Below are 25,813 nucleotides of genomic sequence, written 5' to 3'. Positions count from 1 at the left end.
TCAGCGCCCGGCGGATGCCGGGCTGCCGACGCCGGTGCGGCTGCCGCCTGCGGCCGTCCAGAGCTGGCGCAGCTTGGCCAGCTCTTCGTCGAAGCGGGCGTTGATGCGCTGTTTTTCCTGGACCTGCTCGTCCAGGAAGCGCTTCTGCACCACCATCTGCTTCTCGTTGTCTTCGATCTTGCGCTTGAGCCAGTTGGGCGCCTTGCTGACGTCGTTCTGGTAGAACTCCAGCTCGACGTTGATGTCCTTGCGTTGCGCCACCAGCGCCAGTTCGCGCTTGTTCACCGCGCCGATGACCTCGTCGATCTGCGCCAGGGCGTCGGCCCGCTCCTTGTCGTGCACCCCCTGGTTGGGATAGCGGATCATCAGGGCGCGCTCGCGGCGCTTCTCTTCCTGCAGGCGGCTGCGCTGTTCCTCTTCCTGCTTGCGCTGGGCGTCGAGCCTGGCACGCTCGTCGGCGGTGTAGCTCGGCGGCAGCGTCTTGCGCACGGTGCCGCTGTTGCCCAGTTGCTGCTGCTCACGGTCCAGGCATTCGACGATGGGGCGGTCTCGAACGATGGTATTGCCCTTGGCATCCTTGCAGGTGTACATGCCCGCCTGCGCGTGTGCCGTGTCCCACAGGCCCCCGCCGAGCAACAGCGCGCCGCCGGCCAGCCACAGGCGACGGGAGAGAACAGAGAGCAAGGGGTGGTGCAGGGTCATCGTGGAAGAAGGGTCAGGACACGCCGTAGCGTTGCCGGTAGGCCAGCACCCGTTCGCGGTGCGAATCGAACTCACCGCCAGAGCGGGCGGTCAAATAGTGCAGCAAATCGGCCAGCCTCGCAATCGTGCAGACCTGCATGCCCAGCTCGCGCTGGACATATTGCACAGCGCTGTGGTTCACGTCGCGCACCTGGCCGTCGTTGCCGACCTCGGTGGCCTTTTCCTGGCGGTCCAGTGCGATCGCGATGGCGTGTGGCGTGGCGCCAGCGGCGCGGATGAGTGCGATGGATTCGCGCGCCGCGGTGCCCGCGGACATCACGTCGTCGACGATCAGCACGCGGCCCTTGAGCGGCGCGCCCACCAGCGTGCCGCCTTCGCCATGGTCCTTGGCTTCCTTGCGGTTGTAGGCGAAGGGCACATTGCGGCCCAGCCGCGCGAGCTCGATGGACACGGCCGCGCCCAGCGGAATGCCCTTGTAGGCCGGGCCGAAGATCATGTCGAACTCGATGCCGCTGGCGACCAGGGCTTTTGCATAGAATTGTGCGAGCCGGCCCAGCTTGGCGCCGTCGTCGAACAGACCGGCGTTGAAGAAATAAGGGCTCATGCGCCCGGCCTTGGTCTTGAATTCACCAAAGCGCAACACGCCGGCATCGACGCAAAACTGCACGAATTCCTGCGCGAGCGCAGCATCGGGCGCGCCGGCCTTCGCCGCGCCTGTATCCAACACCATGGAGAGATCCTTGTTCAAACTGACCAGCCTCAACCTCAACGGCATCCGTTCCGCCACCACCAAGGGGCTGGAGAAATGGCTCGCCGCGCACCGGCCCGATTGTATTTGCGTGCAGGAGGTCAAGGCCCAGGCTGCCGACGTGAGCGGCCGCTTTGAAGAAATCGCCGGCCTCAAGGGGCACTTCCACTACGCCCAGAAAAAAGGTTACTCGGGCACGGCGGTGTACACCCGCCACGAGCCGAGCGACGTGATCATCGGCTACGGTTCACCCGAGTTCGACGCCGAGGGCCGCTTCACCGAACTGCGCTTCGACACGCCCCAGCGCAAGCTCTCCATCCTGAGCGTCTATTTCCCCAGCGGCTCCTCGGGCCCCGAGCGGCAGGAAGCCAAATACCGCTTTCTCGATGGCTTCTACCCCCATCTGCAGGCGCTCAAGGGTGGGCGCGAGTTCATCCTGTGCGGCGACGTGAACATCGCCCACCAGCAGAAAGACCTGAAGAACTGGCGCAGCAACCAGAAGAACAGCGGCTTCCTGCCCGAAGAACGGGCCTGGATGACGAAGTTGCTCGACGAGGCCGGGCTGGTGGACGTCTACCGCCGGCTGCAGCCCGACACCACCGACACCTGCTACACATGGTGGAGCAATCGGGGCCAGGCCTACGCGAACAACGTGGGGTGGCGGCTGGACTACCACCTCGCCACGCCGGCCATGGCAGCGCTCGCGCGCAGCGAGTCCATCTACAAGGGCGAGAAGTTTTCCGACCACGCGCCGCTGACGATCGAATACGACTTCCAACACTGAGCGAAGGAGCGGTCCATGTTCCCGACGGAGATCCTGCTGGCCTACGTGGCCGCCTGCACCCTGGTGGTGGTGTCGCCCGGGCCCGACAACATCCTGGCCATCGGCCGGGGCCTGAGCCAGGGCCCACTGGCCGCCGCACTCTCGGCCTTCGGCGCGGGGCTGGGCATCCTGTTCCACACGCTCGCGGCCACCTTCGGCCTGTCGCTCATCATCCAGGGCTCGCCCGAGGCGTTCTGGGCCGTGAAGGTGGTGGGCGCGCTGTACCTGCTGTGGCTGGGTTGCAAGGCGCTGGTCGCCGGTGACCTGATTTCGTTCAAGCCCTCGGCGCGCGTGCCGCTGCGCAAGGTGCTGCTCACGGGCGTGTTGTCCAACGTGCTCAACCCCAAGCCGGGCCTGTTCGTGCTTGCTTTCCTGCCCCAGTTCGTGAGCGCGGGGCGTGGCCCGGTGGTGGTGCAGATGCTGGTCTACGGCGCGATCTTCGCGCTGATGACGGCGGTGATCTTCGCGCTCATGGGCGGCTTCGCGTCCCGCCTGGCGGGCTGGCTGCAGGCGCGGCCGAAGGTGGTGCGCGGTGTGAACGTGGGTGCGGGCCTCACCTTCATCGCCGCCGGTCTGTCGGTCCTGTCGCTCAAGCAGCGCAGCGTGCCCTGAGCACGCCGCTGCTGCCGGACGCCGTTCGCACTCAGATGTGCGACGGCAGCCAGGTGGCCAGCGCTGGCCAGACGTAGATCAGCCAGGCCAGGAACAGGATCAGCACCCAGTACGGCACCGAGCCCATGAAGATCTCGCTGACCTTGATGTTGCGGTCCGGGATGGCGGCCTTGACCACAAACACACCGATGCCGAAGGGGGGCGTGAGCACGCCGGCCTCGATCACCAGGATGCCGATCAGCGCGAACGTGATCGGGTCGATGCCCAGGGCCGTGGCCACCGGCCAGAAGATCGGCACCGTCAGCAGCATGATGGAGATGCTGTCGATCATCGCGCCCAGGACGAACCACACCACCACCATGAACAGCAGCGTTCCCCCGGTGCCCAGGCCCATGGACGCCAGCAGGCCCTGCACCTCCTGTGGCACGCCATTGAGCGCAATGAGCTTGCTGTAGATCGTGGCCGTCAACAGCAACAACATGATGGGCGTGACGGTGCGGCCGGACTCGACGAAAGCGTCGAACACGCCGCGCCAGCGCATGCCCTTGGCCCAGGCCAGGACGGCCGAGCCCACCAGGCCGATGGCGCTGCCCTCGGTGGGGGTGAAGTAGCCGAACCAGATGCCGCCCAGCGTCACCGCGATCAGAAGGCCTACGCCGAGCGAGCCGCCGATCTGGGCCCGGGTGAGGGCGACGCGGTCCTCGCTCGCGATTTCGGGGGCTGCCGAAGGCCGCAGCTTGGCGTAGACCATGCAATACACGGCATACATGAAGGCCAGCAGCAGGCCCGGGAACACACCAGCGGCGAACAGCTTGCCGACCGACTGCTCGGTGAGGATGGCCCAGACGATCATGAACACGGAGGGCGGGATCAACAGCCCGAGCACGGAGCTGCCGGCGATGCAGCCCGTGGCGAAGCTGCGGCTGTAGCGCGCCTCGCGCATGGCCGGGTAAGCGACATGGCTGAAGGCCGCGGCGGCGGCCACGCCCACGCCGGTCACGGCGGCGAACACCGCGTTGCCGCCCACGGTCGCCACCGCCAGGCGGCCCGGTACGCCCCGCAGCCCTCGGTTGACCACGTTGAACAGGTCGCTGGCCGCGCCGCAGTGCGCGATCAGCATGCCCATCACCGTGAAGCAGGGGATCACGATGAAGTTGTATTCCTTGATGCCCGAGAGCGCGGACTGCTGCAGCAGGTTGATCATCGGGTCGACACCGCCCAGCGCGAAGTACAGGCCCAGCGCGGCCGAGGCGGCGAAAGCGAAGACGATGGGCACGCCCACCACGACGAGGACGAGCAGCGCGATCAGGCCGCTCCACATTTCGAGAGACATGGTCTGTTTCCTATTCCGGCAGTTGTTCTTCTTCCTGGACGCCCAGGCGGCCGCGCACGCCTTCGGCGACGAAGCCGATGCACACCAGCGCGGCCACCACCCACAGCACGATGGAGCCGAAGCGCAGCGGCCACGCGGGGATGCGGAAAGCGTCGTTGCCAAAGAACTCGCCGCTGTTCCAGCCCGCCAGCGAGGGCTCCCAGGACGCGATCACCATGGCGATGAAGAACGCCGCGCCCAGCAGGTAGGTGAAGGCATTGAGCTGGCTGCGCACCGCCGGCGACAGCCGATCCAGGAAGAAGGTGACGCGCAGCAGCTTGCGCTCGCGGATCACGTATGGCGCCTGCATGAAGGTCAGCAGCACCAGCCCCACGCCCGCGAGCTCGGCGGTGCCCGCGAAGGGGCGGTTGAACAACAGGCGGCCTGCCACGTCGTAGCAGATCACCAGCGTCAGGATGGCGAGCACAACGGCGCCCGCCACATGCAGCCCCAGCAGGGCCCGATCGGTCCAGGTTTTCATTCAATCTCCTTGTTTTTCAGCTTCACGCATCTTTTTCACGGCGCGCGCTGGCGCCTTGACGATGGGCCGCGAGCAGGGCGAGCAGGCCCATGCCGACCATGATCAGCGCCACCACGGCCGTTCTCTGGGTGGCGGTGCCTGGCAGCAGGGCGGCCCCACCGCTGACCACCGCGCCCACCGCCATTTGCAGCATGCCGGTAAAGGCCGCTGCCATGCCGGCTCGCGAGGGCAGGGCCTGCATCACCACGCTCAGCGCCGATGGAAAGATCACGCCATGGCCCGCCGAGTAGGCCAGCATGCCGATGATCCACGCCAGGGGCGAGGGCCACCAGGCACATGCCAGGATCGCGATCACGCCCAGCGCCGACAGGCCGGCGCCCCAGGTGCACAGCGCCAGGCCACTCCAGAGGCGCGCCTGGCGCATGGCCCAAAGGCTGCCACCCAGAAAGCCCAGGTAGGTTCCGCCCAGCACCCAGGCGATCTCGCGCCCGTCCAGGCCCACGGACTCGCGCAGCGCTGCCGGACCTTGGGCGATCAGCAGGAAGAACACCGAGCTGATCGCGGCAAAACCCAGCGCCACCCAGCGCGGCACGCGGTGGTGCCAGAGCACGCCCAGCGTGTCCCAGTCCGGCGGGGTGGTGCCGCTGGGTCGGGTTTCCGTGTGGCGCCAGCCGGCGAGCACCACGCCCAGCGCGATCAACACCGGGACCACGCCCAGCGCCACGCGCCAGCCCCCGCCCCAGACCAGGAGTGCCCAGCCCAGCACCGGCGCCACGGCGGGCGTGAGCGCAAAGGCCACCGAGATGATGGCCATGCCGCGCTGCAGCGCCACGCCACTGCACAGGTCGCGCAGCGTGGCGCGAGGCACCACCAGCACCACGCTCAGACCCAGCCCGGTGAGTCCACGGCCCAGCAGCAGCACGCCGGCGTCCGGCGCCAGGGCGGCCGCCGCGCTGCCGGCCAGGGCCAGCAGCAGCCCCGCCACCAGGGTGCCACGGCGCCCCCAGCGGTCGGCGCTCACCCCTGCCAGGGGTTGGCCGATGGCCAGCCCCAGCACGTAGAGTGCGATCGCTGCCTGGCCCTGCGCCGCCGTGAGCCCGAGGGCATCGCGCAGTGCCACATCCAGCGGCACGAGCAGGTTGAGGCCCAGTGGCGGCAGGCACGCGATCGCGGTGAGCCAGATCAGCCATGAACGGGTGGTCCGGCCGGATGATGGGAGGGTGGTCACCAGAGCGCGGTGCCGTCGCTCAGAGCGGGTAGTCGATCGGGAACTTGTAGCCGGCCTCGTTCAGGAAGCGCACGTAGGTCTTGAGCACCTCGGTGGCGGGTTGGCCTTTGCCGTCGAGCTCCTTGGCGGCCTTGCCGGGCAGGTCCTTGAGCAGCTCGGCCCAGCGCTTCTTCTCCGCGTCGGGCAGGGTGTTGACCTTGACGCCAGCGGCCTTGGCGCGCGTTTCCACCTCGATGTCGCGCTGCTTGCTGATCTCGGCCACTCGCATGGACGACTCCTCGGCCACTTCGTCGATGATGGCGACCACCTCCTTGGGCAGCTTGGCGCGCGTGTCCAGGTTCATGAACGCGACCAGCGTGCTCAGCGAGCCGAAGCCGGTCTTGTTGAACACCTTGGCAACTTCCTGCAGCTTGAAAGCCTCGAGGCCGGAGATGTAGAACAGGCTGCCGTCGGCCAGGCCGTTCTGGATCGCCTGGTAGTGCTCGCCGATGCCCAGCGTGACCGGCACCGCGCCCAGCGGAATGAACAGCGGGGCATTGGTGCCCGCCAGGGCGATGCGCTTGCCCTTGAGTTCGGCCACGCTGTTCCAGTCGAACTTGGTCGTCACACCATAGGCTTCCGAGGTCATGGCGCCGAGCACGTGGCTGTTGTAGGGCTTCATGCTGGCCTGCAGGGCCGGCACTTCCTTGATCATGCGGTTGGACACCTTCTGCTGCAGCACCGGGTCGGGGGAGGTGAAGGGCACGTAGGCGCTGTAGTTCAGCAGGCCGGCGCGCGATTGTTCGAAGCCGATGGGCGACAGGCCGATGTCCAGCGTGCCTTTCTGCACGGCCTCGATCACGCCATCGACCTTGGCGACGCTGCCGCCCCAGGCCTTGATGAAACGGATGTCGTGACCGGTCTTTTCCTTCACGCGCTTGCCGACTTCGGTGGCGAAGTAGGTGTCGTACACGCCCACGTAGGTCAGGCCGGTGGGGTGGCCGCCGCCCATGCGCAGCGTGAAGCTGGCGGCGCTGGCGCCGCCGATGGCCGCGGCCAGCGCGGTGAGGGTGAGCAGTTGTTTGATTTTCATTCTTGTCTCCTGGTTGTCGGGGTTACGTGGGATGGGTGAGCAGGTCTTCGTAGCCTTGGGGGTTCAGCACATGGGGGTAGTGGCCACCACTGGGCAGGCTCACATGGCGCGCCCCCGGGTATTGCTGCCGCAAACGTTCGCGCACGTGAGGCGGAATCAAGGGGTCGTCGTCGCAATCGAGCACTGTGATGGCCGTGTCGGGCAAGGGCAGGGGAGGGCAGGCCTTTGAACGTACCACGCCCAGGAAGCGGGCTTGCAGGTTCAGTGGCGACTGCCGCTCGGCCAGCATGATTTCCTGCAATTGCTGCAGCGGCGCGGTGGGCGCGGCGCGAACGCGCGTGAGCCACTCGCTGTGCAGGTCCTGCGCGCTGATGCCCTCCACGAACGCCCGGTCGAACATCGGGTTGGCGGCCAGGTCGGTGCCGTCCACGAAGCCATTGCCCAAGACCAGGGACGTGACATTCTGCGGATGGCGCAGGCCGTAGAACTGCAGCCAGTAGGCCGAGAACGACGAACTCACCACACGGCCAGGCGGCAGGCCCAGGTGCTGAACCACGGCGGCCAGGCCATCGGCCAGCTGCGCCGGGTCGGACAGCGCCGGGTAGGTCACCGCGATCAGGCGCAGGCGCTGACCGAGCGAGAGCAGGGTGCGCACGAACATCGCGCTGTCGCCCACCGAGCCCGGCAGCAGGATGGTGGCAGGCCCTTCGGCCTGCGTGTCCAGCCAGCGCCACTCGTGGCCATCGACCGTCAGCGAGCGCCAGTCGTGGCGGGCCTCGAGTTGCGACAGCAGCTCGCGCATGGTGGGCTCAGAAGCTGCCGTTGGCATCGACGTAGCCCTTGGCTTTCAGCTCTTCCATGGCCTGCGGCGAGAACTCAGCCTCCGGCTGGTTGCCGCCGATCACGAACAGCAGCCAATGCGTGCTGTTGGGTTCCTCGAAGGTGATGTTCTCGAAGCGGCGCTGCACGCCGGCGGGAAACGAAATTACGTCGCGTGGGCCCAGCTCGAAGGCTTCCACCCGGCCGTCCACTTCCCACGAACAGCGCCAGCGGCCGGTCAGCGGCATGAAGGTCTCGTTGGTGTCGTGGTTGTGCATCATCGGGCCCTTGCCGGGCGAGGTCTCGCACATGCCCATGTTGAAACCTTCGTTGATCTTGATCGCCGCGTTTTGTGCAGAGTTCGCGCCCACCGGCGAGTGCTTGTCCGGATCGCCCTCGGGCGGCTGGAAACCGATGATGTTGTAGAGCGTGCGCTCGGCGCTGGGGTAGCGGCTGTCCGGCAGGCCGCCGTCAGAGCCCTTGAGCTCGCTGAACAGGGCGACGCGCTTGCGCATCTCTTCGCGGGTGACACGGATGGTGGGGATGGTGCCCATGGTTGACTCCTCGGATGATGAAGCGGACGCGACGGCCCAGGCGGCACATGCGTCGTTTGAAAACGCGGGTCATGTGTGGTTGTCTCCAATGCCCGCTCGAGAAAGCGCATTAAAGGCGCAGCCTGTGCCAGGGGGCAATTGCCTCAGCCGATAGCCGTTATCGACCTCTGGATAGGCACAATGGAGCCGGGAGACACCGGGCCGGCAAGAGCCCCACCACAAGGATTTGCCCATGCGACTGCGCGACGCCGACCTGAACCTGCTCGTCGCCTTCGACGCGCTGATGCGCGAGTGCCACGTGACGCGCGCAGCCAACCTGCTGGACATCAGCCAGTCCTCCATGAGCCTGGCCCTGGCCAAGTTGCGCGTGATGTTCCACGACCCACTGCTCATCAAATCGGGCAACGCGCTCATTCCGACCGTGCGCGCGCGAGAGCTCATTCCGCACGTGGAGAAGGTGCTGCGCAGCGTGGACGTGCTGATCCACGAACAGGCGCCGTTCGATCCCGCGCATGCCAGCCAGGTCATCACCATGATCGTGGTCGACTACATCGATTTCGTGGTCATGCCCACGCTGATGGCCGCGCTCGAGCGCGAGGCGCCCGACGTCTCGCTGCGCCTCATCAACCCCAACCCGCGCCGGCTCGGCGAGATCATGAGCCGGGGCGACATCGATCTGGCGCTGTCCTATTTCCCCACGCCACCGGAGAACATCCGCACGCGACCGTTGTTCACCGACCGCCTGGTGGGCATCGCTCGAACGGGCCACCCGATGTTCGAGCGCCCGTTGTCGCTGGAGCGCTTCTGCGAATACGGCCACGTCGCCATCGAGCCGGGCGAGGGCGCCACCATGTACAACGCGCTGGTGGACGACGCGCTGCACAACGTCGGCATGCAGCGCCGTGTGGTGCTCTCCAAGCCCACCTTCCTGGGCATCCCCTTCGTGATTGCGCAGACCGACCTCATCGCGACCTTGCCGGAGCGCCTGGTGCAGCGCTTCACCGACATCGCGCCGGTGCGCATCTTCGAGCCTCCTTTGCAACTCGACAGGCTCAACGTCGTGCTCATGTGGCACGACCGCACGCACAACAACCCCTTGCACCGCTGGGTTCGCGAGCTGGTGGCGAAGCTGTTTGCGCGCTGAGCCGCGAGCTCAGCGGTAGGCTGCCGCCGAGATGAACTCCTTGAAGGTCTCGCACCAGACCACGACTGTGTTGTAGCGAGCCAGATCCACCGCGGGCGGCAGTGCGACGATGAAGTTCTCGAAGGTCTTCACGTCGCCCACACGCAGCGAATCGGCCTTGATGCGAAGGAATCCGGCTTCATCCTGCACGAAGGCGGGTGCGAGGTAGAGCTTGTAGTCCGGGCCGGGCGCCAGGCGGCCCTGGAGGGCGACCATGGTGGGCCCCACCGAGACCGTGCCCTCGCCCCAGTGCAGCGCGTCGCTGCCGGCGAGGTCGCGTCGGAACTGGCCGCTGAACTGCGCTTTAGCGGCGAGCGCGCCCACTTCGGTGGCTTCGGGAGCGGGCGGCGCAATGAGCAGGGGCAGGACATAGATGCCCGCGGCAAAGCCCAGGAGCGCGACCAGGGCATGGGTTGTCAGCAGGACGAGGGCCTTCTTCATGGAGGGGTTGTACCGCATGCCACCTAGAATCGTGCTTCTTTTCCCGTCGCCATGCTCCGCTACCACACCGTCCCTGTCACCGCGTTCGCGCAGAACTGCTCCCTCGTCTGGTGCGACGACACCATGGACGCGGCGGTCATCGACCCCGGCGGTGACCTGGAGCGCCTGTTGGCCGAGGTGCAGCGGCTGGGCCTGAACCTCAAGGCCATCTGGCAGACCCATGCGCACATCGATCACGCGGGTGGCACGGCCGAACTCGCGCGCCGCCTGAGCCTGCCCATCATCGGCCCGCACCCCGACGACCAGTTCTGGATCTCGGGCCTGCCGCAGCAGGGCGCGATGTTCGGTTTTCCACCGGCCGAGGCCTTCACACCCACGCGCTGGCTGGCCGATGGCGACACGGTGCAGATCGGCCATTGCACGTTGAACGTGCGGCACTGCCCCGGGCACACGCCGGGCCACGTGGTGTTTCATTCGCCGCAGGCCAAGCGCGCATTCGTGGGCGATGTGCTGTTCGCCGGCAGCATCGGCCGCACCGATTTCCCGCAGGGCAACCACCAACAGCTGATCGACAGCATCACGGGCCGCCTTTGGCCCATGGGAGACGACACGGTGCTCATTCCCGGCCATGGGCCGGAGAGCACCTTCGGCCGGGAGCGTCAGAGCAACCCGTACGTGCGCGGGACCTGAGCTCAGCCCTTGCGGGCCTGTTCGTAGAGGCTCTGCACCTTGGGCACGTTGGCTTCCAGTTCGCGGATGCGATCAGGGCCGCTGGGGTGGGTGGAGAGGAAGCTCGCGCCCGAGCCCCCGCCGTTGGCGGCCATCTTCTGCCACAGGCTCACGCTTGCGCGCGGCTGGTAGCCCGAGCGGGCCGCGAGTTCCAGGCCCACCAGGTCGGCCTCGGTCTCGTCCTCGCGGCTGAACTTGAGGGTGAGCAGCTGCGTGCCGAGGTTGGCGGCCACGTCTCCCAGCTGGCCCAGGCCCAGCAGTTGTGCCGCAATCGACAGGCCGATGCCGGTGGCGTTGCTCTTGGCCACGCGCGAGCGGGCGTGCTCGCGCAGCGCATGCGCCATTTCGTGGCCCATGATCATCGCGGTCTCGTCGTCGGTGAGGCCGAGCTTTTCCAGGATGCCGGTGTAGAACGCGATCTTCCCGCCCGGCATGCAGAAGGCGTTGATCTGCGTGCTCTGGATCAGATTGACTTCCCACTTCCACTGCGTGGCGCGCTTGTTCCATTGCGCCGAGTGGGGAATGATGCGGCGCGCGATGGTGCGCAGGCGCTGCACCTGCGGGTGGCCGTCGGGCATCAGCAGCTTCTTGGCGTTGGCCTCGGCCATCATCTGGCCGTACTGCTGGCCGGCGGCGTTTTCCAGCTCATCGGCCGGCACCAGCTTGCGCAGCGTGGAGCCCTCGCCCACGTTCACCTGCGCGACGGCCGGCAGGGCCGACGCCGCGGCGGCGGCGGTGCCGGCCAGCACGAAGGCGCGGCGTGCCGACCACACGTGTTCGGGCCGAGGGGCTTCAGGGGCGGGGGACTTCAGGTCGCAGAGCAGGCACATGCGTGAATAATAGACAAAGCCGGGCGTTCGTGCCTGCCCCTTTCTTCCTTTTTGTCCACATCCATGTCCGTGCCACCGACCTTGCCGCAGGCTGCTCCCACGGACGCTGAAGTCACCCCCCCTCGGCCCAGCTGGGGCGAAACCTTGCGGGTGTACCTGGAGCCGGCCAGCCTGCGCATGTTCGCGCTCGGTTTCTCCGCCGGCCTGCCGCTGCTGCTGGTGCTGGGCACGCTGAGCTTTCGCCTGCGCGAGGCCGGGCTGGACCGCACCACGATCGGCTACCTGAGCTGGGTCGGCCTGGCCTACGGCTTCAAATGGTGCTGGGCGCCTTTGGTGGACCGCCTGCCCATTCCGCTGCTCACGCGCTGGCTCGGCCGGCGGCGCAGCTGGTTGCTGCTGTCGCAGGCGTTGATCATGGCCTCGCTGGTGGGCATGGCCCTGGCCGATCCGCGCACCGAGCTCCAGCTGGTCGTGTGGTGCGCCCTGGCCGTGGCGTTTGCCTCGGCCACGCAGGACATCGCGCTGGACGCCTTCCGCATCGAATCGGCCGACGTGCGCCACCAGGGCGCGCTGGCGGCCACCTATCAGACCGGTTACCGGCTGGCCATGATCTGGGCCGGGGCAGGCGTGCTGTGGATCGCCGCCCGCGCGGAAATCGCGCCCACCGCCGGGGCCACCGCGCCCGGCGCGCTCTACCAGCAGGCGGCCTGGACCACCGCCTACCTGGTGATGGCCGCGAGCATGCTCGTGGGGGTGCTCACGGTGCTGTTCTCGCGCGAACCCGCGCGCGTGGCCTTGCCACCCGCGAGGAACGCCGCTGACTGGCTGCGCGGCGCTCTGATCGAGCCCTTTGCCGACTTTCTGCGGCGCTATGGCAAGCAGGCGCTGCTGATCCTGGCGCTGATCGGTGTCTACCGCATCAGCGACGTGGTGATGGGCATCATGGCCAACCCCTTCTATGTGGACATGGGCTACACCAAGGACGAGGTGGCGGCCGTGACCAAGGTGTTCGGCGTCATCATGACGCTGGTTGGCGCCTTCATCGGTGGTGCGCTGTCGCTGCGCCTGGGCGTGATGCGGGTGCTCATGCTGGGTGCCGTGCTCTCGGCCGCGAGCAACCTGCTGTTCGCCTGGCTGGCGGGGCACGGGCACGACGTGACCGCGCTGATTCTGGTGATTTCCGCCGACAACCTCAGCGCCGGGGTGGCCTCGGCCGCGTTCATCGCCTACCTCTCGGGCCTGACCAACGTGCGCTACTCGGCCACGCAGTACGCGTTGTTCAGTTCGATGATGTTGCTCGCGCCCAAGTGGCTCGCGGGTTATTCGGGTGCCTTCGTCGACGCCTACGACTACCCGACCTTCTTCATCGCCACGGCCTGTCTGGGCGTGCCGGTGCTGCTGCTGATCTGGCTGGCCACGCGCCTGGCACCCGTCGAGCCCAAGGCCTGAGGCTCAGCCTTCGAGCAAGGCCCTGACGGCCGGTTTCTGCACCTTGCCCAGCGCGGTCTTGGGCAAGGCCGCCACGCGGTGCCATCGGCGCGGCCACTTGTAGCGCGCCAGCCGGCCGTCCAGAAAGCCCTGCAGCGCGGCCGCCCAATCGTCGGCCGCGCCGTCGCGCAGCACCACCACGGCCACCACCGCCTCGCCCCAGCGCGGGTCGGCCTGGCCGACCACCGCACATTCGACCACCCAGGGGTGCTCCACCAGCAGGTTCTCGATTTCGGCGGGGTAGATATTCTCACCGCCCGAGATCAGCATGTCCTTGGCGCGGCCGACCACGGTGAAGCTGCCGTCGGCCGCCTGTTGCGCGAGGTCACCGCTGTGGAAGAAGCCCTCGGCGTCGCAGGCGGGTTGGTCCGGCCAGTAGCGCTGCACCACGTTGGGCGCGCGCAGCCACAGTTCGCCGACCTGGCCAGCGCCCACCGGCTCGCCGGCCGCGTCGCGCAGCGCCACCTGTACGCCGGGCGCGGGCCAGCCGCAGGCGCCCAGGTGACTGGTGGCATGGGCGGGCGGCAGGGCGATGGAGAACGGGCCGGTCTCGGTGCTGCCGTACACATTGCACACCGGCACGCCGCGCGCGTGGCAGGCTTCGATGAGCGGGGCGGGCAGCAGGCTGGAGCCGGCCCAGATGGCGCGCAGGCTTGTGAGGTCGGAGCCCGGCCAGTCGGCGTGCATGGTGAGCGCCTGCAGCGTGGCGGGCACCTGCAGCGTGAGGGTGGGACGGTCGTCGCGCAGGCTGCGCAGGGTGGTGCCGGCGTCGAAGCGGCTGTGCAGCAGCACCTGCGCGCCCACCGAGAGCGCGGGCAAGGTCTGGATGCACAGGCCGCCGACGTGGAACAGCGGCAGCACGGTGAGCACCGTGTCGTCTTCGCTCAGGCCCTGCACCTGCGCGGCGATCGCCATGTTGGCGAGCAGGTTGCCCTGGGTGTGCACCGCACCTTTGGGCGCGCCCGTGGTGCCCGAGGTGTAGACCAGCAGCGTCGGGTGGTCGGCGCTGTCCAGCGCGCCTGCGCCGCCGGCCCCGGGATCGACCGGCAGGCCGTCCAGGTGGAGTGTGGCGGGGTGGGCGAGCGATCGGGCCGCGTCGGCCAGCGCCGTGTCGTGCACCAGCAGGGTGGGGCGGCAATCCTGCATCAGCGCGGCCCACTCGGCGGGCGAGAGGCGGTGGTTCAGCGGCACCAGCAGCGCGCCCAGGCGCGCCAGCGCGAAAAGCAGGGCGATCTGCACCGGGTGGTTCAAACCCAGCCAGGCCACGCGGTCGCCCTCGCGCACGCCGTGGGTGCGCGCGAGCCCCTGCGCCAGCGCGTCCGCGCGCCGGGCCAGCTCGGCAAACGACAGCTGGCCCCAGCGCGGGTCGGGGCCGGCCTGGCCCGGCTCGCGCCAGCGCAGCGCCGTCGCCAACGGTCTTGCCTGGGCCTGCTGGCGCAGCAGTGCGGCCAGCGAACCGGCAGGCAGGGTGGGGGGCGGGGTGGGCGGTGCCATTTACATGACTTTACGTGACCCGAAAGCCCGCTTCACACAGCGCTGACACGATGATGGGCTTCGGCGCCCGCCGCTACACTGAAAACCATGAACGCTCCCCTGCTGATGATTGAAGACGACGGCCGCCTCGCGCAGATGGTGGTGGAGTACCTGGGCCAGTCGGGTTTCGAGGTGACCCACGCCAGCGATGGCGAAGCCGGCCTGGAGCAGTTGCAGCTCATTCAGCCGCAGCTGGTGATCCTGGACCTGATGATGCCCGGCATCGATGGGCTGGAGGTCTGCCGGCGCATCCGTTCGATGCCGGGCGACGCCGCGCGCGTGCCGGTGCTCATGCTCACCGCCAAGGGCGACCCCATGGACCGCATCATTGGCCTGGAGCTCGGCGCCGACGACTACCTGCCCAAACCCTTCGAACCGCGCGAGCTGCTCGCGCGCGTGCGTGCCGTGCTGCGCCGCCGCGGCGAGCCCACCGGCAGCGCGGCCGTGTCGCGCTCTACGCCGGTGCTGCGTTTCGGTTCGCTCGACATCGACCGCGACGCCCGCACCGTGCAGGTGGCCGGCCAGCCCTGCGAGCTGACCTCCTACCAGTTCGATCTTCTGGTGGCCATGGCCGAGCGCGCGGGCCGGGTGCTCACGCGCGACCAGATCATGGAAGCGGTGCGCGGCCGCGAGCTCGAAGCCTTTGACCGCTCGATCGACGTGCACATCGGGCGCATCCGCAACGCCATCGAGGCCGACAGCAAGGACCCCAAGCGCATCCTCACGGTGCGCGGCGTGGGTTACGTGTTCGCGAAGCAGCAGGAATGAGTTCGCTCTTCGGCTCCCGGCTGTACGTCCGCATCTGGCTCGCGGTGGTCGCCGCCGTCACGGTGCTGACGTTGGTCACGGGCTGGCTGTGGCAGCAGGCGCTGGACGAAGACCGCGCCGAGCGCGAGGCGCGGGTGACCCGCACGATCATCGTGCGCGATGGCGCGCGCGACATCGTGGGGCAGGCGCCTGCGAGGGCGGTCAGCATTCCCGGCGAGGGCTGGGAATTCGAGGTGGTGATGAAGGATGGGCAGACCCTGTACGTGCTGCTGCCGCGCCCGCCGCGCCCGTCCGGAGGCAACAATCCGGGGCGCCGCGCGCCCGAGTGGTTCCAGACACCGACCGGGTTTGCTTGGCTGCTGGGCCTGGTGGCTTTCGCCGTGGCCTTGGGCGCCTACCCCATCGTGCGGCGCCTGACCAAGCGCCTTGAAGCGCTGCAGAAGGGTGTGGAGCGCTGGGGCGACGGTGACCTCTCGACCCGGTTGCCCATGCAGGGGCAGGACGAGGTCGCGTTTCTGGCCACCCGTTTCAACGCCGCGGCCGAACGGGTGCAGACACTGCTGCAATCGCACAAGGCCTTGCTGGCCAATGCCTCGCACGAACTGCGTTCGCCATTGGCCCGCATTCGCATGGGCTTGGAGCTGCTCGACAAGGACAATGCAAGGGCGCCGCAGCGCGCCGAGATAGCCCGCAGCATCGAAGAGCTCGACCAGCTGATAGACGAGATCCTGCTGGCGAGCCGGCTGGACCTGATCGACGCGCGCGACGCGAGCGCTCTCGGCCCCACGGAAGAGGTCGACCTGGTGGGCCTGGCGGCCGAAGAATGCGCGCGCACCGGTGCCGACCTGGAGATCGCCGCCGGTGCCACGCCTGTGCTGGTGCACGGCCAGGCCCGTCTGCTGCGCAGGGTGTTGCGCAATCTGCTGGAAAACGCACGCCGCTATGGCCATGTCGGCGCGTCGGCCGATTCGCAGGTGCGCCTGAGCATCTTTGCGCCCACGTCCGCCTCGGGGCAGGGCGCACCGCGCGTGACACTCTGGGTGGAGGATCGGGGTCCCGGTGTACCCGCCGATCAGCGCGCGCGCATCTTCGAGCCTTTCTACCGCCTGCCCGGTGCCAGCGAACGCGAAGGCGGGGTGGGCCTGGGCCTGTCGCTGGTGAAGACGATCATCGAGCGCCACGGGGGCCGCGTGCGCTGCGAGGACCGTCCCGGCGGCGGCGCGCGCTTCGTGGTGGACCTGCCGGTCTGACGGATGGCGAGGCAGGCCAGCTGTCGCTGGGCTGCTGGGCCGGCGGGGATCGCGCGCGCCTGGATGCCGGCAACCAGGCAGTTCTTGGATTTCGAAGGGTTTTTCGGGTTTTATTCACCAAGAAAGCGGCCCGGTTCCCACAAATGGGGGATGGCCGAAACCAGTGCCGCGGCGCACAATTCGCATCGATGCTGTCACAACATCAGAACAACGGATCCGGCAAACACCACACGTCATGAAAAACGTTTGAATCTGGTCTCCCAACGACGTCCCTTCAAGGACTTTCAAAAGCCACCCTGCGGTGGCTTTTTTTTTGTTCAGACGCGGGTGGATTCCAGGCTGCTCCCGGGAGAGGAGTGCAGCCAGTCAACGACCTCGCCGGTGGGTTGATAGCCCTGCACGCAAGCCTGCAACAGGGCCCGCAAGGTGGTCACGTCGTTCAGCTCCATGGCCTCTTCCAGCGACTTCAGCAAGGCCTGCAGCTCGCTCCAGGGCAGCATGTCTTCCTGTGCCTTCATGATGCGAGCGTGTTGCGTGGGTTGAGGGTTGTCGCCGATCAGCAGCTCCTCGTACAGCTTCTCGCCCGGTCGCAGCCCGGTGATCTGGATCTCGATGTCGCCAGTGGGGTTCTGCTCGCTCTTCACCTGCAGGCCCGAGAGTTCGACCATGCGCCGGGCCAGATCGATGATGCGCACGGGCTCGCCCATGTCCAGCACGAACACGTCGCCGCCATGCGCCATGGCGCCGGCCTGGATCACCAGCTGAGCGGCTTCGGGAATGGTCATGAAGTAGCGCGTGATGTCCGGGTGGGTCAGCGTGATCGGTCCACCGTTCCTGATCTGCTCGCGGAACAAGGGCACCACCGAACCGCTGGAACCCAGCACATTGCCGAAGCGCACCATGGCGAACGTAGTCGCGCCACCGGGCTCGGCGGCCATCGCCTGCAACACCATTTCGGCCAGGCGCTTGCTCGCGCCCATGACGTTGGTGGGGCGCACCGCCTTGTCGGTGCTGATCAGCACGAAATTGGCGGTGCCGGCGGCCTGCGCGGCGCGCGCGCACACCCAGGTGCCCCAGACGTTGTTGCGCAGGCCTTGCACCGGGTTGTGTTCCACCAGGGGCACGTGTTTGTAGGCTGCGGCGTGATACACCGTCTCGGGCCGCCAGGCCTGCATGATCTGCGCGATGCGGGCTTCGTCCTGCACCGAGGCCAGCAAAGGCACCAGTTGCACGCCTGGCGCGGAGGCCTCGTTGTCGAACAGCGCTTCCAGTTCGCGGTGGATCTGGTAGAGGGCAAACTCGCTGTTCTCCACCAGCAGCAGGATGTGCGGCCCGCAGGCAGCGATCTGCCGGCACAGCTCGCTGCCGATGCTGCCGCCCGCACCCGTGACCGCCACCACCTTGTCCTGGATCAGGTTGTGAAGCAGCGCGGTGTTGGGCGTGACGGGATCGCGGCCCAGCAGGTCTTCGATGTCGAGCTCACGCACGTCGCTCATCGTCACCCGGCCCGCCGCGAGGTCGGACATGCCAGGCAGGGTTCGCACGTGCACGGGCAGGTGGCGCAGGGTGTCGAGGATGTCCAGACGGCGCTGGCGCGTGATCGAAGGCAGCGCGAGCAGCACGTCCGTCACGCCCAGCTCGGGAATCAGCCGCACCAGCTCGGCCGGATCGTGCACCGTGCGGCCATCGAGGCTGTTGCCTTGCAACTGGTCGTCGTCGTCGATGAAGCCGAGCAGGCGCTGTTCGCTGCCGCGCGAGAGCGCTGCCGCGAGCTGCCGCCCCGCCACGCCGGCGCCGTAGATCAGGATGCCCGGCAGATGCTCGCGCTGCAGCATGGTGCGGTACAGGCCGCCCAGCCAGTAGCGAACCACCAGGCGGCTGAATCCGATGGTGACGAGCAGCAGCAGGGGCTGGATCACGCCCACGGTGCGGGGCACGCCTGGAATGCCGATCACGGTGAACACCGTGGCATAGAACAAGCTGTACAGCACCATGGCCTGTGCCAGGCTGACCATGGCGTTCCAGCCGGCATAGCGGAAGATGGCGCGGTACAGGCCGAAGCGGATGAACAGGGGCAGGGCGATCAGCACCGCTCCCATGATGGCCAGCACATGCGCGGGGGTCAGCTGCACCCAGTGCTCCAGCCGCAGGCAAAGCGCGAGCCAGACGGTCAGCGCACACAGTGCAATGTCCACCAGCACCGCGGACAGGCGCTTGGCGGCCCGTGGCATGTGCAGAAGCGTGGCGGCGGCTTGGCTTCTATGGTCCCTGTTTTTCATTTTTTTAGTGGGCCACACCATCCCGGCGCAGCACTTTGACAAACGTCATCCAGAGTATCTGCAGGTCGAATCCCAGGCTCTGGCGCCGCAGGTATTCTGCATCCAGCGCCACTTTCTGGGGAATCGGCAGCTCGTCGCGGCCATTCACCTGGGCCCAGCCTGTCAAGCCAGGGACCAGTTCGTGTACGCCCTGCTGCGTGCGCAGGGCGATCAGGTCGTCCTGGTTGAAGAGCGCGGGGCGAGGGCCCACGAAGCTCATGTCGCCTCTGAGAATGCTCCAGAGTTGGGGCAGTTCGTCCAGGCTGCTCTTGCGCAGGAACGGGCCGATGGGGGTGAGGTATTTGGCTGGATCGGTCAGCAGGTGGGTCGCCACCGCAGGCGTGTCGGTGCGCATGCTGCGGAACTTGGGCATGCGGAAGATGCGGTTGTGGCGGCCGACGCGGTCGGACCAGTAGAGCGCGGGCCCGGGGGATGTGAGCCGCACGGCCAGAGCCACCAGCACCACGGGCACGAGAAGAACGAGGCCCGCTGCGAGGGCGAGTGAGAGATCGAACAGGCGTTTCATGAGGGCACCTTGGGGGCGGCCCGCCGCAGGCCTTCCTCCACCGTGATCGGCGGTGACCAACCCAGTGTGGCTTGGGTGTGGTCGATGTTCACCTGCAGGTTGCCGAGCACGCGCTGGGCCATGTCCCGCTTGCCCAGCACCGTGGCACCCAGGTGCAGCAGAAACACCGGGACCGGCAGCAGGCGCGCCGGACGGCCCATGGCCTGGCCCATGCGCTGTATCAACGCGGTGGTGGAGAGGTCTTCGCCGTCGCTCACCAGAAAGGTCTGGTGGGCAGCGGCCGGATGGTCCACGCAGGTGAGCAGCAGGTCGATCAGGTTGTCCAGCGCCACCAGGCTGCGCCGGTTGTGCCGGACCGCACCCAGCGGCAGAGGCAGGCCGCGCTGAACGGCGCGCAGAAGGCTGCCGAAGTTGGCTTTCACGCCTGGGCCATACACCAGGGGCGGGCGGACGATGGTCACTTCCAGCCCGGTCTGCTCGGCGACCTGACGCAGCCCCTGTTCGGCTTCTGCCTTCGAGACGCCGTAGGGGTCCTGGGGTGCGGGTATGTCGCTGGCGAAAAAGGGCCGCTGCGCCTGCGTGGCCTCGCCGTTGACCTTGATGGAACTGACGAACACGAAGCGTCGCACGCCGGCCGCTGCTGCCTGTCGCGCGAGGTTGAGCGTGCCGTCCACGTTGACGCGGCGGAATTCACTCAGGGGGTCGGTGGCCGACTCGTTCATCACATGCACACGCGCTGCGGCGTGGATGACGCTGTCGCAACCTTGCAGGGCGTCGGCCCACGGGGTTTGGCCGTCGATGGACGGCACGGTGACCGACGGCACATTCGTGGCTGCGCCGCCAGCGGTGCGCACGGCAGCGAGCACCGCACGGCCGGTGGACTGGGCCTGGCGGCACAAGGCGGTACCCACAAACCCACTGGCGCCGGTGATCAGCAGCGTGCTCATGACGGTGCCCTGACCTGGATCTGCACGGCTTCCTCCAGCAGTTGCTCCAACCGGTCCATCAGCGCGTCGCGGTCGAATTCGTTCTTCGCGTAGACGCGCCCGTTGCTGCCCATGGCCCGACGCTCGTCAGGGGTCATCGCGGCCATGGCCAGCGCGGCATCGGCCAGGCCGGCCGCATCGCCAGCTTCGCACACAAGGCCCGCTTGTGCCGAGCGGATCACGTGGGCTCCCTCGCCGTCGAGCATGCCCAGCAGCGGAATGCCGGATTGCAGGTAGCTCTGTACCTTGCCGGGAATGGTCAGACTGAACACGGGGTCCTTCTTCAGCGAAACGAGCAGAGCGTCGGCGTGAGCATAGAACGACGGCATGCGTTCGACCGGGTACCGGCCGAGCAACAGCACGCGCTCTTCCAGCCCGCGGCGGCGCACCTCTTCCTGAAGCCAGTCCGACTTGCGGCCGTCGCCGACAATGAGCCAGCGCACGCGGGGATTGTCCTTGAGCCGCGTCGCGGCTTCCACCACGGCGGGCAGGTCCTGCGCTTCGCCGATGTTCCCGGCGAACAGCACGCTGAACGCCTCCGGCAGGAGGGGCACTTCGGGGGCGGGGGTGACCAGGTCCTGGGCGAACACCGGCTCCGACCAGCTGGGAAAGTAGCGGATCTTGCCGGAATCGGCGCAGTACTGGGCAATGCTTGCCTGGAAGCCGCGGGACTGGCCCAGCACCAGCGTGCAGCGGTTGTAGATGAAGCTCACCAGGCGCCCCACCGCACCCAGCAGGCGCGGCGAGCGCACCACACCGATGGCGGCCAGCGTCTCGGGCCAGAGGTCGAGCACCCAGAACACCACTGGGGCGCGTTTGAGACGGCCCATCAGAATGGCCGGCAGGCCCACTGTGATGGGGGAGGGCTCGAACACGAACACGGTGTCGAAGGCTTCGCCGCGCAGCCGCCAGGGTCCTGCCAGACTGGCGCCCACCACGTAACTGAGGTAATTCAGCGCCAGCCGCAACGAGCCTTGCGCCCGCGCCAACATGGGGGCTCGGACGACGCGCGCGCCGTGGTACGTGTCAAACTGCGCAGGATCGTCGCGAAAGGCAGGGAAGACCTGGCCGGCGGGGTAGTTCGGCTTGCCGGTCAGCACCGTGACGGCGTGTCCGCGCTTCGTCCATTCCTGGACGAGATCGTTGACGCGGAAGTTCTCAGGCCAAAAGTATTGGCTGACCACCAAGATTCGCAAGGCAGGCACGGATCAGGTTTTTTTCCAGACCACGCGGTTGACGTAGTCCGTGTAGCTGTGAACGATGCGCACCACCTTGTCCGACACATTGGGCATGCTGTAGTCGGCCACCTGGCGCAGCAGGCGTTGTTCGCCGCGTGGCTGCGAGGCCAGGATCGCCAAGCCTTGCAGCACCCGTTCAGTGTCGAGGCCGACCATCATCACGGCGGCCTCTTCCATGCCTTCCGGTCGCTCGTGCGCCTCGCGCAGGTTGAGCGCGGGAAAGTTCAGGATCGAGGATTCCTCGTTGATCGTGCCGCTGTCGGACAGCACGGCCCGCGCCTGGATCTGCAGCTGGTTGTAGTCGGTGAAGCCCAGTGGCTTGAGCAGCCGCACCAGCGGGTGGAAGGCCACCGCCTGGCTGTCCACCCGCTTCTGGGTGCGAGGGTGGGTGGAGACGATCACCGGCAGGGCGTGCTGTTCGGCCACCTGGTTCAACACGTCCACCAGCTTGAGGAACTGCGCGTCCGAGTCGATGTTCTCTTCGCGGTGCGCGCTGACGACGAAGAAGCGGTTTTTCTCCAGGCCCAGCGTGGTAAGCACCTCGGACGCATCGATGCGTTGGCGGTAGTGCGCAAGCACCTCGGCCATCGGGCTGCCTGTCTTGATCACCATGTCAGGCGGCAGGCCTTCACGCAGCAGGTACTCGCGGGCGATGCTGCTGTAGGTGAGGTTGATGTCCGCCGTGTGGTCCACGATGCGGCGGTTGATCTCCTCGGGCACGCGCATGTCGAAGCAGCGATTGCCCGCCTCCATGTGGAAGATCGGAATCTTGCGCCGCTTGGCCGGGATGACCGACAGGCAGCTGTTCGTGTCACCGAGCACCAGCAAGGCCTCGGGCTTTTCCTGCAGCAGCACCCCGTCCATGGCGGCAATGATCTTGCCGATGGTCTCGGCCGCGCTGCCGCCCGCCGCGTTGAGGAAGTGGTCGGGCTTGCGGATGCTCAGATCGTCGAAAAAGATCTGGTTGAGCTCGTAGTCGTAGTTCTGTCCTGTGTGCACGAGCACGTGTTCGCAATGCTCGTCCAGCCGCGCCATCACGCGCGAGAGCCGGATGATCTCGGGCCGCGTGCCCACGACCGTCATGACCTTCAGTTGTTTCAAGAAAGCTCCTTCAGACGGGGCAGGCATAGGTGTCGGGTCGCTCGCGGTCAAAGACCTCGTTCGCCCACAGCATGACCACCATCTCCTGCGTGCCGGTGTTGGTGATGTCGTGCGTCCAGCCGGGCACGGTCTCCACCACCTGCGGGCGTTCGGCGTGCGTGTGAAGTTCGTGCGTTTCGCCGGTCAGCATGTGGCGGAAGCGAAAGCAGGCCTGGCCCTGGATCACCAGGAACTTCTCGGTCTTGGTATGGTGGTAGTGCCCGCCGCGGGTGATGCCCGCGTGCGCCGTGAAGAACGAGAACTGGCCGCAGTCCGGCGTCTTGAGCATCTCCACGAAGACGCCGCGCGCATCGCCATGGCGGGTCAACGCGTACGCGAAGTCGTCGGGTGGCAAGTAGCTCACGTAGGTGGCGTACAGCGCGCGCGTGAGGCCGGTGCCCACGCGGTCGATCACCAGCGTCTCGCGGCTGGCGCGAAAGCCCTGGATCTGCCGGTCGATGTCGCCCACGGTGGTGCTGTATTGCGGTGTGAGTGTGGCGAAACCCTGGGCATCGAACGAAGCCTCGGCACCGTCCATCAGTTGCATGAAACGGGCGATGACATCGTCCACATACACCAGCGTGAGTGGCGCGGCGGGATCGTTCACCTGGATCGGCAGGCCGCGCGTGGTGTTGTGGCAGAAGGTGGCGATGGCCGAGTTGTAGTTGGGCTTGCACCACTTGCCGAACACGTTGGGCAGGCGGAACACATGCACCGGCACGCCATGGCGCTGCTGCAGGTCGAACAACGCCAGTTCCGCCTCGCGCTTGCTGCGGCCATAGGGGTTTTCGTTCGCCGCCTGCGTGGACGAGGTCTGGATGACCAGCGGCAGCCGCGCGCCCCGTTGCGCCTGCGCTTCCAGGGCGGCGCACAGCGCGCGCGTCAGGTCGGCGTTGCCGGTGGTGAATTCCTGGGGATCCTGAGGGCGGTTGACCCCCGCGAGGTGAAACACGGTGTGCACGCCCTCCAGAAGGTCGGGCAGCGCCTCCAGCGAGTTCTCCCGCGTGAAGGACACGACCTCCACGTCGCGGCGCTCGGCCAGGTGCAGAGCCAGGTTCTTGCCGATGAAGCCTTGTGCACCGGTGATGAGGACTTTCTTCATGCCCGTCTCATTCCTCGGCCACCGCGGCTTCGCCGCGAACGATGCGCTGCATGAAGTCCAGTTTGAGCAACAGTGCCTTCATGCCCGCCACGTCGAGCTGTTCGGTGTTGTGCGAGTGGTATTCGTCACCGTGCAGGGCCTGCGTGAGTTTCTCCTCGCCCTCGTCGACGTACTTGGCGTAGTTCAGGTCACGACCGTCCGGGGCGACGCGGTAGTAGCGTCCCAGGTCCTGCGCGGATGCCATTTCCTCGCGGCTGAGCAAGGCCTCGTAGAGCTTCTCGCCGTGGCGGCTGCCCATCACGCGGACCGGGTGGTCAGGCTGGCCGAGCAGTTCCAGCAACGCGCGCGTGAGCACGTCGACGGTGGCGGCGGGTGCCTTCTGCACGAAGATGTCGCCATTGTTTCCGTGCTCGAAGGCGTACATCACCAGGTCCACCGCGTCCGCCAGCGTCATCATGAAACGCGTCATGGCCGGGTCGGTCACGGTGATCGGTGCGCCGTTGCGCACCTGGTCCACAAACAAGGGAATCACCGAGCCGCGCGACGCCATCACGTTACCATAGCGCGTGCCGCAGATCACCGTGCTGGTCCCCTCCAGGTTGCGGCTGGCTGCAACCATGACCTTTTCCATCATTGCCTTGCTGATGCCCATGGCGTTGATGGGATATACCGCCTTGTCGGTGCTGAGACAGATCACCCGCTGCACGCCAGCAGCCACCGCTGCACCCAGCACGTTTTCCGTGCCCATCACGTTGGTGAGTACCGCCTGCATGGGGTGGAACTCGCAGGACGGCACCTGCTTGAGCGCGGCGGCGTGGAACACGAAGTCCACGCCGCGCATGGCCTGGTCGATACCGTTGCGCTCGCGCACGTCGCCAATGTAGAAGCGCAGCTTGGGATGGGCGTAGCGCTTGCGCTGGTCGTCCTGCTTCTTCTCGTCGCGGCTGAAGATGCGGATCTCGCCGATGTCCGAATCAAGGAACCGCTTGAGCACCGCATTGCCGAACGAGCCAGTGCCGCCGGTGATCAGGAGGGTCTTGTCCTTGAACATGCTGTTCGTGGTGGTGGTCGTCATGGTTCTGCGTTACTTCGGCAGTGCCGCCGCGAACAGGGCGTCCTTCTGCTCAGGGGTGGGGTAGTTGATCAGCACCGCGCGGTACTGACCCTTGAAAACGAACAGGCTGCCGGCCGCCGCGCCGACCACGCCGCAGCGCTCGATGAGCGCACCCACGTTGTCCAGCGAGCCTGCGCCGCCCAGCACGGTGAGCGGCACGCTCAGGGCGCCGCGCAGGCGTTGCGCCAGGTCCAGGTCGTAGCCTTTCATGGTGCCGTCACGCTCCACCGAGTTGAACACAATCTCGCCGGCGCCAGCGGCTTCCAGTTGTCGGGCGAGTGCAACGGCGTCCTGAGGATGGGCCCGGGTGGCGTTGTGCGTGCAGACTTCGTGGCCACTGGCGAACAGGCCGGACTTCTTGCGCACGTCGATCACCGCCACCACGCTCTGGCGACCGATGGCCGCGGCCATTTCGCCCAGCAGAGCCGGGCGTGCGATCGCTGCCGCGCTGACGGACACCTTTTCAACGCCCAGGTCGATGATGCGGGCTGCCTGCTGCGCCGAGGTAATGCCGCCGCCATAGCACAGCGGCATGCGGCATTCGGCGGCCAGCTTCGCGATCAGCGCATAGTTGGGCTCGGCGCCTTTCACGCTGGCGTCGATGTCCAGCACCACAAGTTCGTCTGCCTCTTTCTCGTTGAAGATCTTCACGGCGTTGATCGGGTCGCCGACGTACTTCGGCGTCTTGAAACCAACGGTCTTGACCAGGCCGCCGTTGTGCACCAGCAGGCACGGAATGATTCGAGGGCGCAACAT

General features: G+C 67.2%; 26 protein-coding genes. 7 read left to right on the top strand and 19 right to left on the bottom strand.

The window, feature by feature from the left end:
- Together ACODTB_RS10400 and pyrE are read right to left on the bottom strand one after the other, a co-directional pair.
- Complete coding sequence (locus tag ACODTB_RS10400) at window positions 1–702, bottom strand: DUF4124 domain-containing protein (RefSeq protein ID WP_291115946.1); 702 nt, start codon at window positions 700–702, stop codon at window positions 1–3.
- 13 nt (window positions 703–715) lie between these two features.
- Window positions 716–1,432 carry an orotate phosphoribosyltransferase gene (gene pyrE / locus ACODTB_RS10395; RefSeq protein WP_291115949.1) on the bottom strand — a complete coding sequence of 239 codons (717 nt, stop codon included), beginning with the start codon at window positions 1,430–1,432 and terminating at the stop codon, window positions 716–718.
- A 10-nt stretch (window positions 1,433–1,442) separates the two neighbouring features.
- Between pyrE and ACODTB_RS10390 the strand changes: the two genes are divergently transcribed.
- Both ACODTB_RS10390 and ACODTB_RS10385 read left to right on the top strand, forming a co-directional pair.
- Window positions 1,443–2,234 carry an exodeoxyribonuclease III gene (locus ACODTB_RS10390; protein ID WP_291115952.1) on the top strand — a complete coding sequence of 264 codons (792 nt, stop codon included), beginning with the start codon at window positions 1,443–1,445 and terminating at the stop codon, window positions 2,232–2,234.
- 15 nt (window positions 2,235–2,249) lie between these two features.
- A complete protein-coding gene (locus ACODTB_RS10385) occupies window positions 2,250–2,885 on the top strand; it encodes a LysE family translocator (RefSeq protein WP_291115955.1) in 636 nt (211 codons plus the stop codon).
- 31 nt (window positions 2,886–2,916) lie between these two features.
- Here the strand turns inward: ACODTB_RS10385 and ACODTB_RS10380 are convergent, their stop codons facing one another.
- From ACODTB_RS10380 to ACODTB_RS10355, 6 genes are read right to left on the bottom strand one after another with little or no spacing between them, the layout of a single operon-like run.
- Complete coding sequence (locus ACODTB_RS10380; RefSeq protein WP_291115958.1) at window positions 2,917–4,218, bottom strand: TRAP transporter large permease; 1,302 nt, start codon at window positions 4,216–4,218, stop codon at window positions 2,917–2,919.
- 10 nt (window positions 4,219–4,228) lie between these two features.
- Complete coding sequence (locus ACODTB_RS10375; protein WP_291115961.1) at window positions 4,229–4,738, bottom strand: TRAP transporter small permease; 510 nt, start codon at window positions 4,736–4,738, stop codon at window positions 4,229–4,231.
- Between the two features lie 22 nt (window positions 4,739–4,760).
- Window positions 4,761–5,966: an MFS transporter gene (locus ACODTB_RS10370; protein ID WP_291115964.1), complete on the bottom strand. Its 1,206-nt coding sequence runs from the start codon at window positions 5,964–5,966 to the stop codon at window positions 4,761–4,763.
- A gap of 19 nt (window positions 5,967–5,985) precedes the next feature.
- Window positions 5,986–7,038 carry a TRAP transporter substrate-binding protein DctP gene (gene dctP / locus ACODTB_RS10365; RefSeq protein ID WP_291115967.1) on the bottom strand — a complete coding sequence of 351 codons (1,053 nt, stop codon included), beginning with the start codon at window positions 7,036–7,038 and terminating at the stop codon, window positions 5,986–5,988.
- Window positions 7,039–7,060: 22 nt separating this feature from the next.
- Entirely contained in the window at window positions 7,061–7,840 is a 780-nt protein-coding gene (locus tag ACODTB_RS10360; RefSeq protein WP_291115970.1) for an alpha/beta fold hydrolase, read from the bottom strand.
- 7 nt (window positions 7,841–7,847) lie between these two features.
- Window positions 7,848–8,411, bottom strand: a complete 564-nt coding sequence (locus ACODTB_RS10355) for a cupin domain-containing protein (protein WP_291115973.1) — start codon at window positions 8,409–8,411, stop codon at window positions 7,848–7,850.
- Between the two features lie 232 nt (window positions 8,412–8,643).
- Here ACODTB_RS10355 and ACODTB_RS10350 point away from each other — a divergent pair, with 232 nt between their 5' ends.
- Window positions 8,644–9,555: a LysR family transcriptional regulator gene (locus tag ACODTB_RS10350; RefSeq protein WP_291115977.1), complete on the top strand. Its 912-nt coding sequence runs from the start codon at window positions 8,644–8,646 to the stop codon at window positions 9,553–9,555.
- 9 nt (window positions 9,556–9,564) lie between these two features.
- Here the strand turns inward: ACODTB_RS10350 and ACODTB_RS10345 are convergent, their stop codons facing one another.
- Window positions 9,565–10,035, bottom strand: coding sequence for a DM13 domain-containing protein (locus tag ACODTB_RS10345; protein ID WP_291115981.1), 471 nt, complete (start codon window positions 10,033–10,035; stop codon window positions 9,565–9,567).
- Window positions 10,036–10,086: 51 nt separating this feature from the next.
- Between ACODTB_RS10345 and ACODTB_RS10340 the strand changes: the two genes are divergently transcribed.
- On the top strand, window positions 10,087–10,725 hold the full coding sequence (locus tag ACODTB_RS10340; protein WP_291115984.1) for an MBL fold metallo-hydrolase: 639 nt from the start codon (window positions 10,087–10,089) through the stop codon (window positions 10,723–10,725).
- 2 nt (window positions 10,726–10,727) lie between these two features.
- Here the strand turns inward: ACODTB_RS10340 and ACODTB_RS10335 are convergent, their stop codons facing one another.
- Window positions 10,728–11,594 carry a M48 family metallopeptidase gene (locus tag ACODTB_RS10335; RefSeq protein WP_291115987.1) on the bottom strand — a complete coding sequence of 289 codons (867 nt, stop codon included), beginning with the start codon at window positions 11,592–11,594 and terminating at the stop codon, window positions 10,728–10,730.
- A gap of 63 nt (window positions 11,595–11,657) precedes the next feature.
- Here ACODTB_RS10335 and ACODTB_RS10330 point away from each other — a divergent pair, with 63 nt between their 5' ends.
- Window positions 11,658–13,043, top strand: a complete 1,386-nt coding sequence (locus ACODTB_RS10330; protein ID WP_291115988.1) for an AmpG family muropeptide MFS transporter — start codon at window positions 11,658–11,660, stop codon at window positions 13,041–13,043.
- A 3-nt stretch (window positions 13,044–13,046) separates the two neighbouring features.
- Here ACODTB_RS10330 and ACODTB_RS10325 read toward each other — a convergent pair whose 3' ends face one another.
- Window positions 13,047–14,576, bottom strand: coding sequence for a class I adenylate-forming enzyme family protein (locus tag ACODTB_RS10325; protein ID WP_291115990.1), 1,530 nt, complete (start codon window positions 14,574–14,576; stop codon window positions 13,047–13,049).
- An 87-nt stretch (window positions 14,577–14,663) separates the two neighbouring features.
- Here ACODTB_RS10325 and ACODTB_RS10320 point away from each other — a divergent pair, with 87 nt between their 5' ends.
- Both ACODTB_RS10320 and ACODTB_RS10315 read left to right on the top strand, forming a co-directional pair.
- On the top strand, window positions 14,664–15,383 hold the full coding sequence (locus tag ACODTB_RS10320) for a response regulator transcription factor (protein WP_291115993.1): 720 nt from the start codon (window positions 14,664–14,666) through the stop codon (window positions 15,381–15,383).
- Window positions 15,380–16,633 carry a HAMP domain-containing sensor histidine kinase gene (locus ACODTB_RS10315; protein WP_291115996.1) on the top strand — a complete coding sequence of 418 codons (1,254 nt, stop codon included), beginning with the start codon at window positions 15,380–15,382 and terminating at the stop codon, window positions 16,631–16,633. The genes ACODTB_RS10320 and ACODTB_RS10315 overlap by 4 nt, the downstream gene beginning before the upstream one ends.
- Before the next feature lie 317 nt (window positions 16,634–16,950).
- Here the strand turns inward: ACODTB_RS10315 and ACODTB_RS10310 are convergent, their stop codons facing one another.
- Genes ACODTB_RS10310 through ACODTB_RS10275 form a run of 8 tightly spaced genes read right to left on the bottom strand, consistent with a single transcriptional unit; the run spans window position 16,951 to window position 25,813 of the window.
- On the bottom strand, window positions 16,951–18,864 hold the full coding sequence (locus tag ACODTB_RS10310) for a polysaccharide biosynthesis protein (protein WP_366833363.1): 1,914 nt from the start codon (window positions 18,862–18,864) through the stop codon (window positions 16,951–16,953).
- A 52-nt stretch (window positions 18,865–18,916) separates the two neighbouring features.
- Complete coding sequence (locus tag ACODTB_RS10305) at window positions 18,917–19,477, bottom strand: sugar transferase (RefSeq protein ID WP_291116002.1); 561 nt, start codon at window positions 19,475–19,477, stop codon at window positions 18,917–18,919.
- Window positions 19,474–20,424, bottom strand: coding sequence for a UDP-glucose 4-epimerase family protein (locus tag ACODTB_RS10300; protein WP_291116005.1), 951 nt, complete (start codon window positions 20,422–20,424; stop codon window positions 19,474–19,476). Before ACODTB_RS10300 ends, ACODTB_RS10305 begins: the two co-directional genes overlap by 4 nt.
- Window positions 20,421–21,659 (bottom strand): glycosyltransferase family 4 protein, encoded by a 1,239-nt coding sequence (locus ACODTB_RS10295; RefSeq protein WP_291116008.1) that lies wholly within the window; start codon window positions 21,657–21,659, stop codon window positions 20,421–20,423. Before ACODTB_RS10295 ends, ACODTB_RS10300 begins: the two co-directional genes overlap by 4 nt.
- Window positions 21,660–21,671: 12 nt before the next feature.
- Entirely contained in the window at window positions 21,672–22,802 is a 1,131-nt protein-coding gene (wecB, locus tag ACODTB_RS10290) for a non-hydrolyzing UDP-N-acetylglucosamine 2-epimerase (protein ID WP_291116011.1), read from the bottom strand.
- A gap of 10 nt (window positions 22,803–22,812) precedes the next feature.
- Window positions 22,813–23,943 carry a UDP-2-acetamido-2,6-beta-L-arabino-hexul-4-ose reductase gene (gene wbjC, locus ACODTB_RS10285; protein ID WP_291116014.1) on the bottom strand — a complete coding sequence of 377 codons (1,131 nt, stop codon included), beginning with the start codon at window positions 23,941–23,943 and terminating at the stop codon, window positions 22,813–22,815.
- A gap of 7 nt (window positions 23,944–23,950) precedes the next feature.
- On the bottom strand, window positions 23,951–24,994 hold the full coding sequence (locus tag ACODTB_RS10280; RefSeq protein ID WP_291116163.1) for a polysaccharide biosynthesis protein: 1,044 nt from the start codon (window positions 24,992–24,994) through the stop codon (window positions 23,951–23,953).
- A 33-nt stretch (window positions 24,995–25,027) separates the two neighbouring features.
- Window positions 25,028–25,813, bottom strand: coding sequence for an AglZ/HisF2 family acetamidino modification protein (locus ACODTB_RS10275; RefSeq protein ID WP_291116017.1), 786 nt, complete (start codon window positions 25,811–25,813; stop codon window positions 25,028–25,030).

This window comes from Hydrogenophaga sp. FG152, from assembly GCF_057809615.1.
Note: the sequence above shows the minus strand (reverse complement) of the source record. Positions and strands in the feature narration are given on the sequence as shown.

Excerpts from the sequence above, each read along its gene's own strand:
- ACODTB_RS10400 (WP_291115946.1), bottom strand. The coding sequence starts at position 702 with ATGACCCTGCACCACCCCTTGCTCTCTGTTCTCTCCCGTCGCCTGTGG.
- pyrE (WP_291115949.1), bottom strand. The coding sequence starts at position 1,432 with ATGGTGTTGGATACAGGCGCGGCGAAGGCCGGCGCGCCCGATGCTGCG.
- ACODTB_RS10385 (WP_291115955.1), top strand. The coding sequence starts at position 2,250 with ATGTTCCCGACGGAGATCCTGCTGGCCTACGTGGCCGCCTGCACCCTG.
- ACODTB_RS10380 (WP_291115958.1), bottom strand. The coding sequence starts at position 4,218 with ATGTCTCTCGAAATGTGGAGCGGCCTGATCGCGCTGCTCGTCCTCGTC.
- ACODTB_RS10375 (WP_291115961.1), bottom strand. The coding sequence starts at position 4,738 with ATGAAAACCTGGACCGATCGGGCCCTGCTGGGGCTGCATGTGGCGGGC.
- dctP (WP_291115967.1), bottom strand. The coding sequence starts at position 7,038 with ATGAAAATCAAACAACTGCTCACCCTCACCGCGCTGGCCGCGGCCATC.
- ACODTB_RS10360 (WP_291115970.1), bottom strand. The coding sequence starts at position 7,840 with ATGCGCGAGCTGCTGTCGCAACTCGAGGCCCGCCACGACTGGCGCTCG.
- ACODTB_RS10355 (WP_291115973.1), bottom strand. The coding sequence starts at position 8,411 with ATGGGCACCATCCCCACCATCCGTGTCACCCGCGAAGAGATGCGCAAG.
- ACODTB_RS10350 (WP_291115977.1), top strand. The coding sequence starts at position 8,644 with ATGCGACTGCGCGACGCCGACCTGAACCTGCTCGTCGCCTTCGACGCG.
- ACODTB_RS10345 (WP_291115981.1), bottom strand. The coding sequence starts at position 10,035 with ATGAAGAAGGCCCTCGTCCTGCTGACAACCCATGCCCTGGTCGCGCTC.
- ACODTB_RS10340 (WP_291115984.1), top strand. The coding sequence starts at position 10,087 with ATGCTCCGCTACCACACCGTCCCTGTCACCGCGTTCGCGCAGAACTGC.
- ACODTB_RS10335 (WP_291115987.1), bottom strand. The coding sequence starts at position 11,594 with ATGTGCCTGCTCTGCGACCTGAAGTCCCCCGCCCCTGAAGCCCCTCGG.
- ACODTB_RS10330 (WP_291115988.1), top strand. The coding sequence starts at position 11,658 with ATGTCCGTGCCACCGACCTTGCCGCAGGCTGCTCCCACGGACGCTGAA.
- ACODTB_RS10325 (WP_291115990.1), bottom strand. The coding sequence starts at position 14,576 with ATGGCACCGCCCACCCCGCCCCCCACCCTGCCTGCCGGTTCGCTGGCC.
- ACODTB_RS10320 (WP_291115993.1), top strand. The coding sequence starts at position 14,664 with ATGAACGCTCCCCTGCTGATGATTGAAGACGACGGCCGCCTCGCGCAG.
- ACODTB_RS10315 (WP_291115996.1), top strand. The coding sequence starts at position 15,380 with ATGAGTTCGCTCTTCGGCTCCCGGCTGTACGTCCGCATCTGGCTCGCG.
- ACODTB_RS10310 (WP_366833363.1), bottom strand. The coding sequence starts at position 18,864 with ATGCCACGGGCCGCCAAGCGCCTGTCCGCGGTGCTGGTGGACATTGCA.
- ACODTB_RS10305 (WP_291116002.1), bottom strand. The coding sequence starts at position 19,477 with ATGAAACGCCTGTTCGATCTCTCACTCGCCCTCGCAGCGGGCCTCGTT.
- ACODTB_RS10300 (WP_291116005.1), bottom strand. The coding sequence starts at position 20,424 with ATGAGCACGCTGCTGATCACCGGCGCCAGTGGGTTTGTGGGTACCGCC.
- wbjC (WP_291116014.1), bottom strand. The coding sequence starts at position 23,943 with ATGAAGAAAGTCCTCATCACCGGTGCACAAGGCTTCATCGGCAAGAAC.
- ACODTB_RS10280 (WP_291116163.1), bottom strand. The coding sequence starts at position 24,994 with ATGTTCAAGGACAAGACCCTCCTGATCACCGGCGGCACTGGCTCGTTC.
- ACODTB_RS10275 (WP_291116017.1), bottom strand. The coding sequence starts at position 25,813 with ATGTTGCGCCCTCGAATCATTCCGTGCCTGCTGGTGCACAACGGCGGC.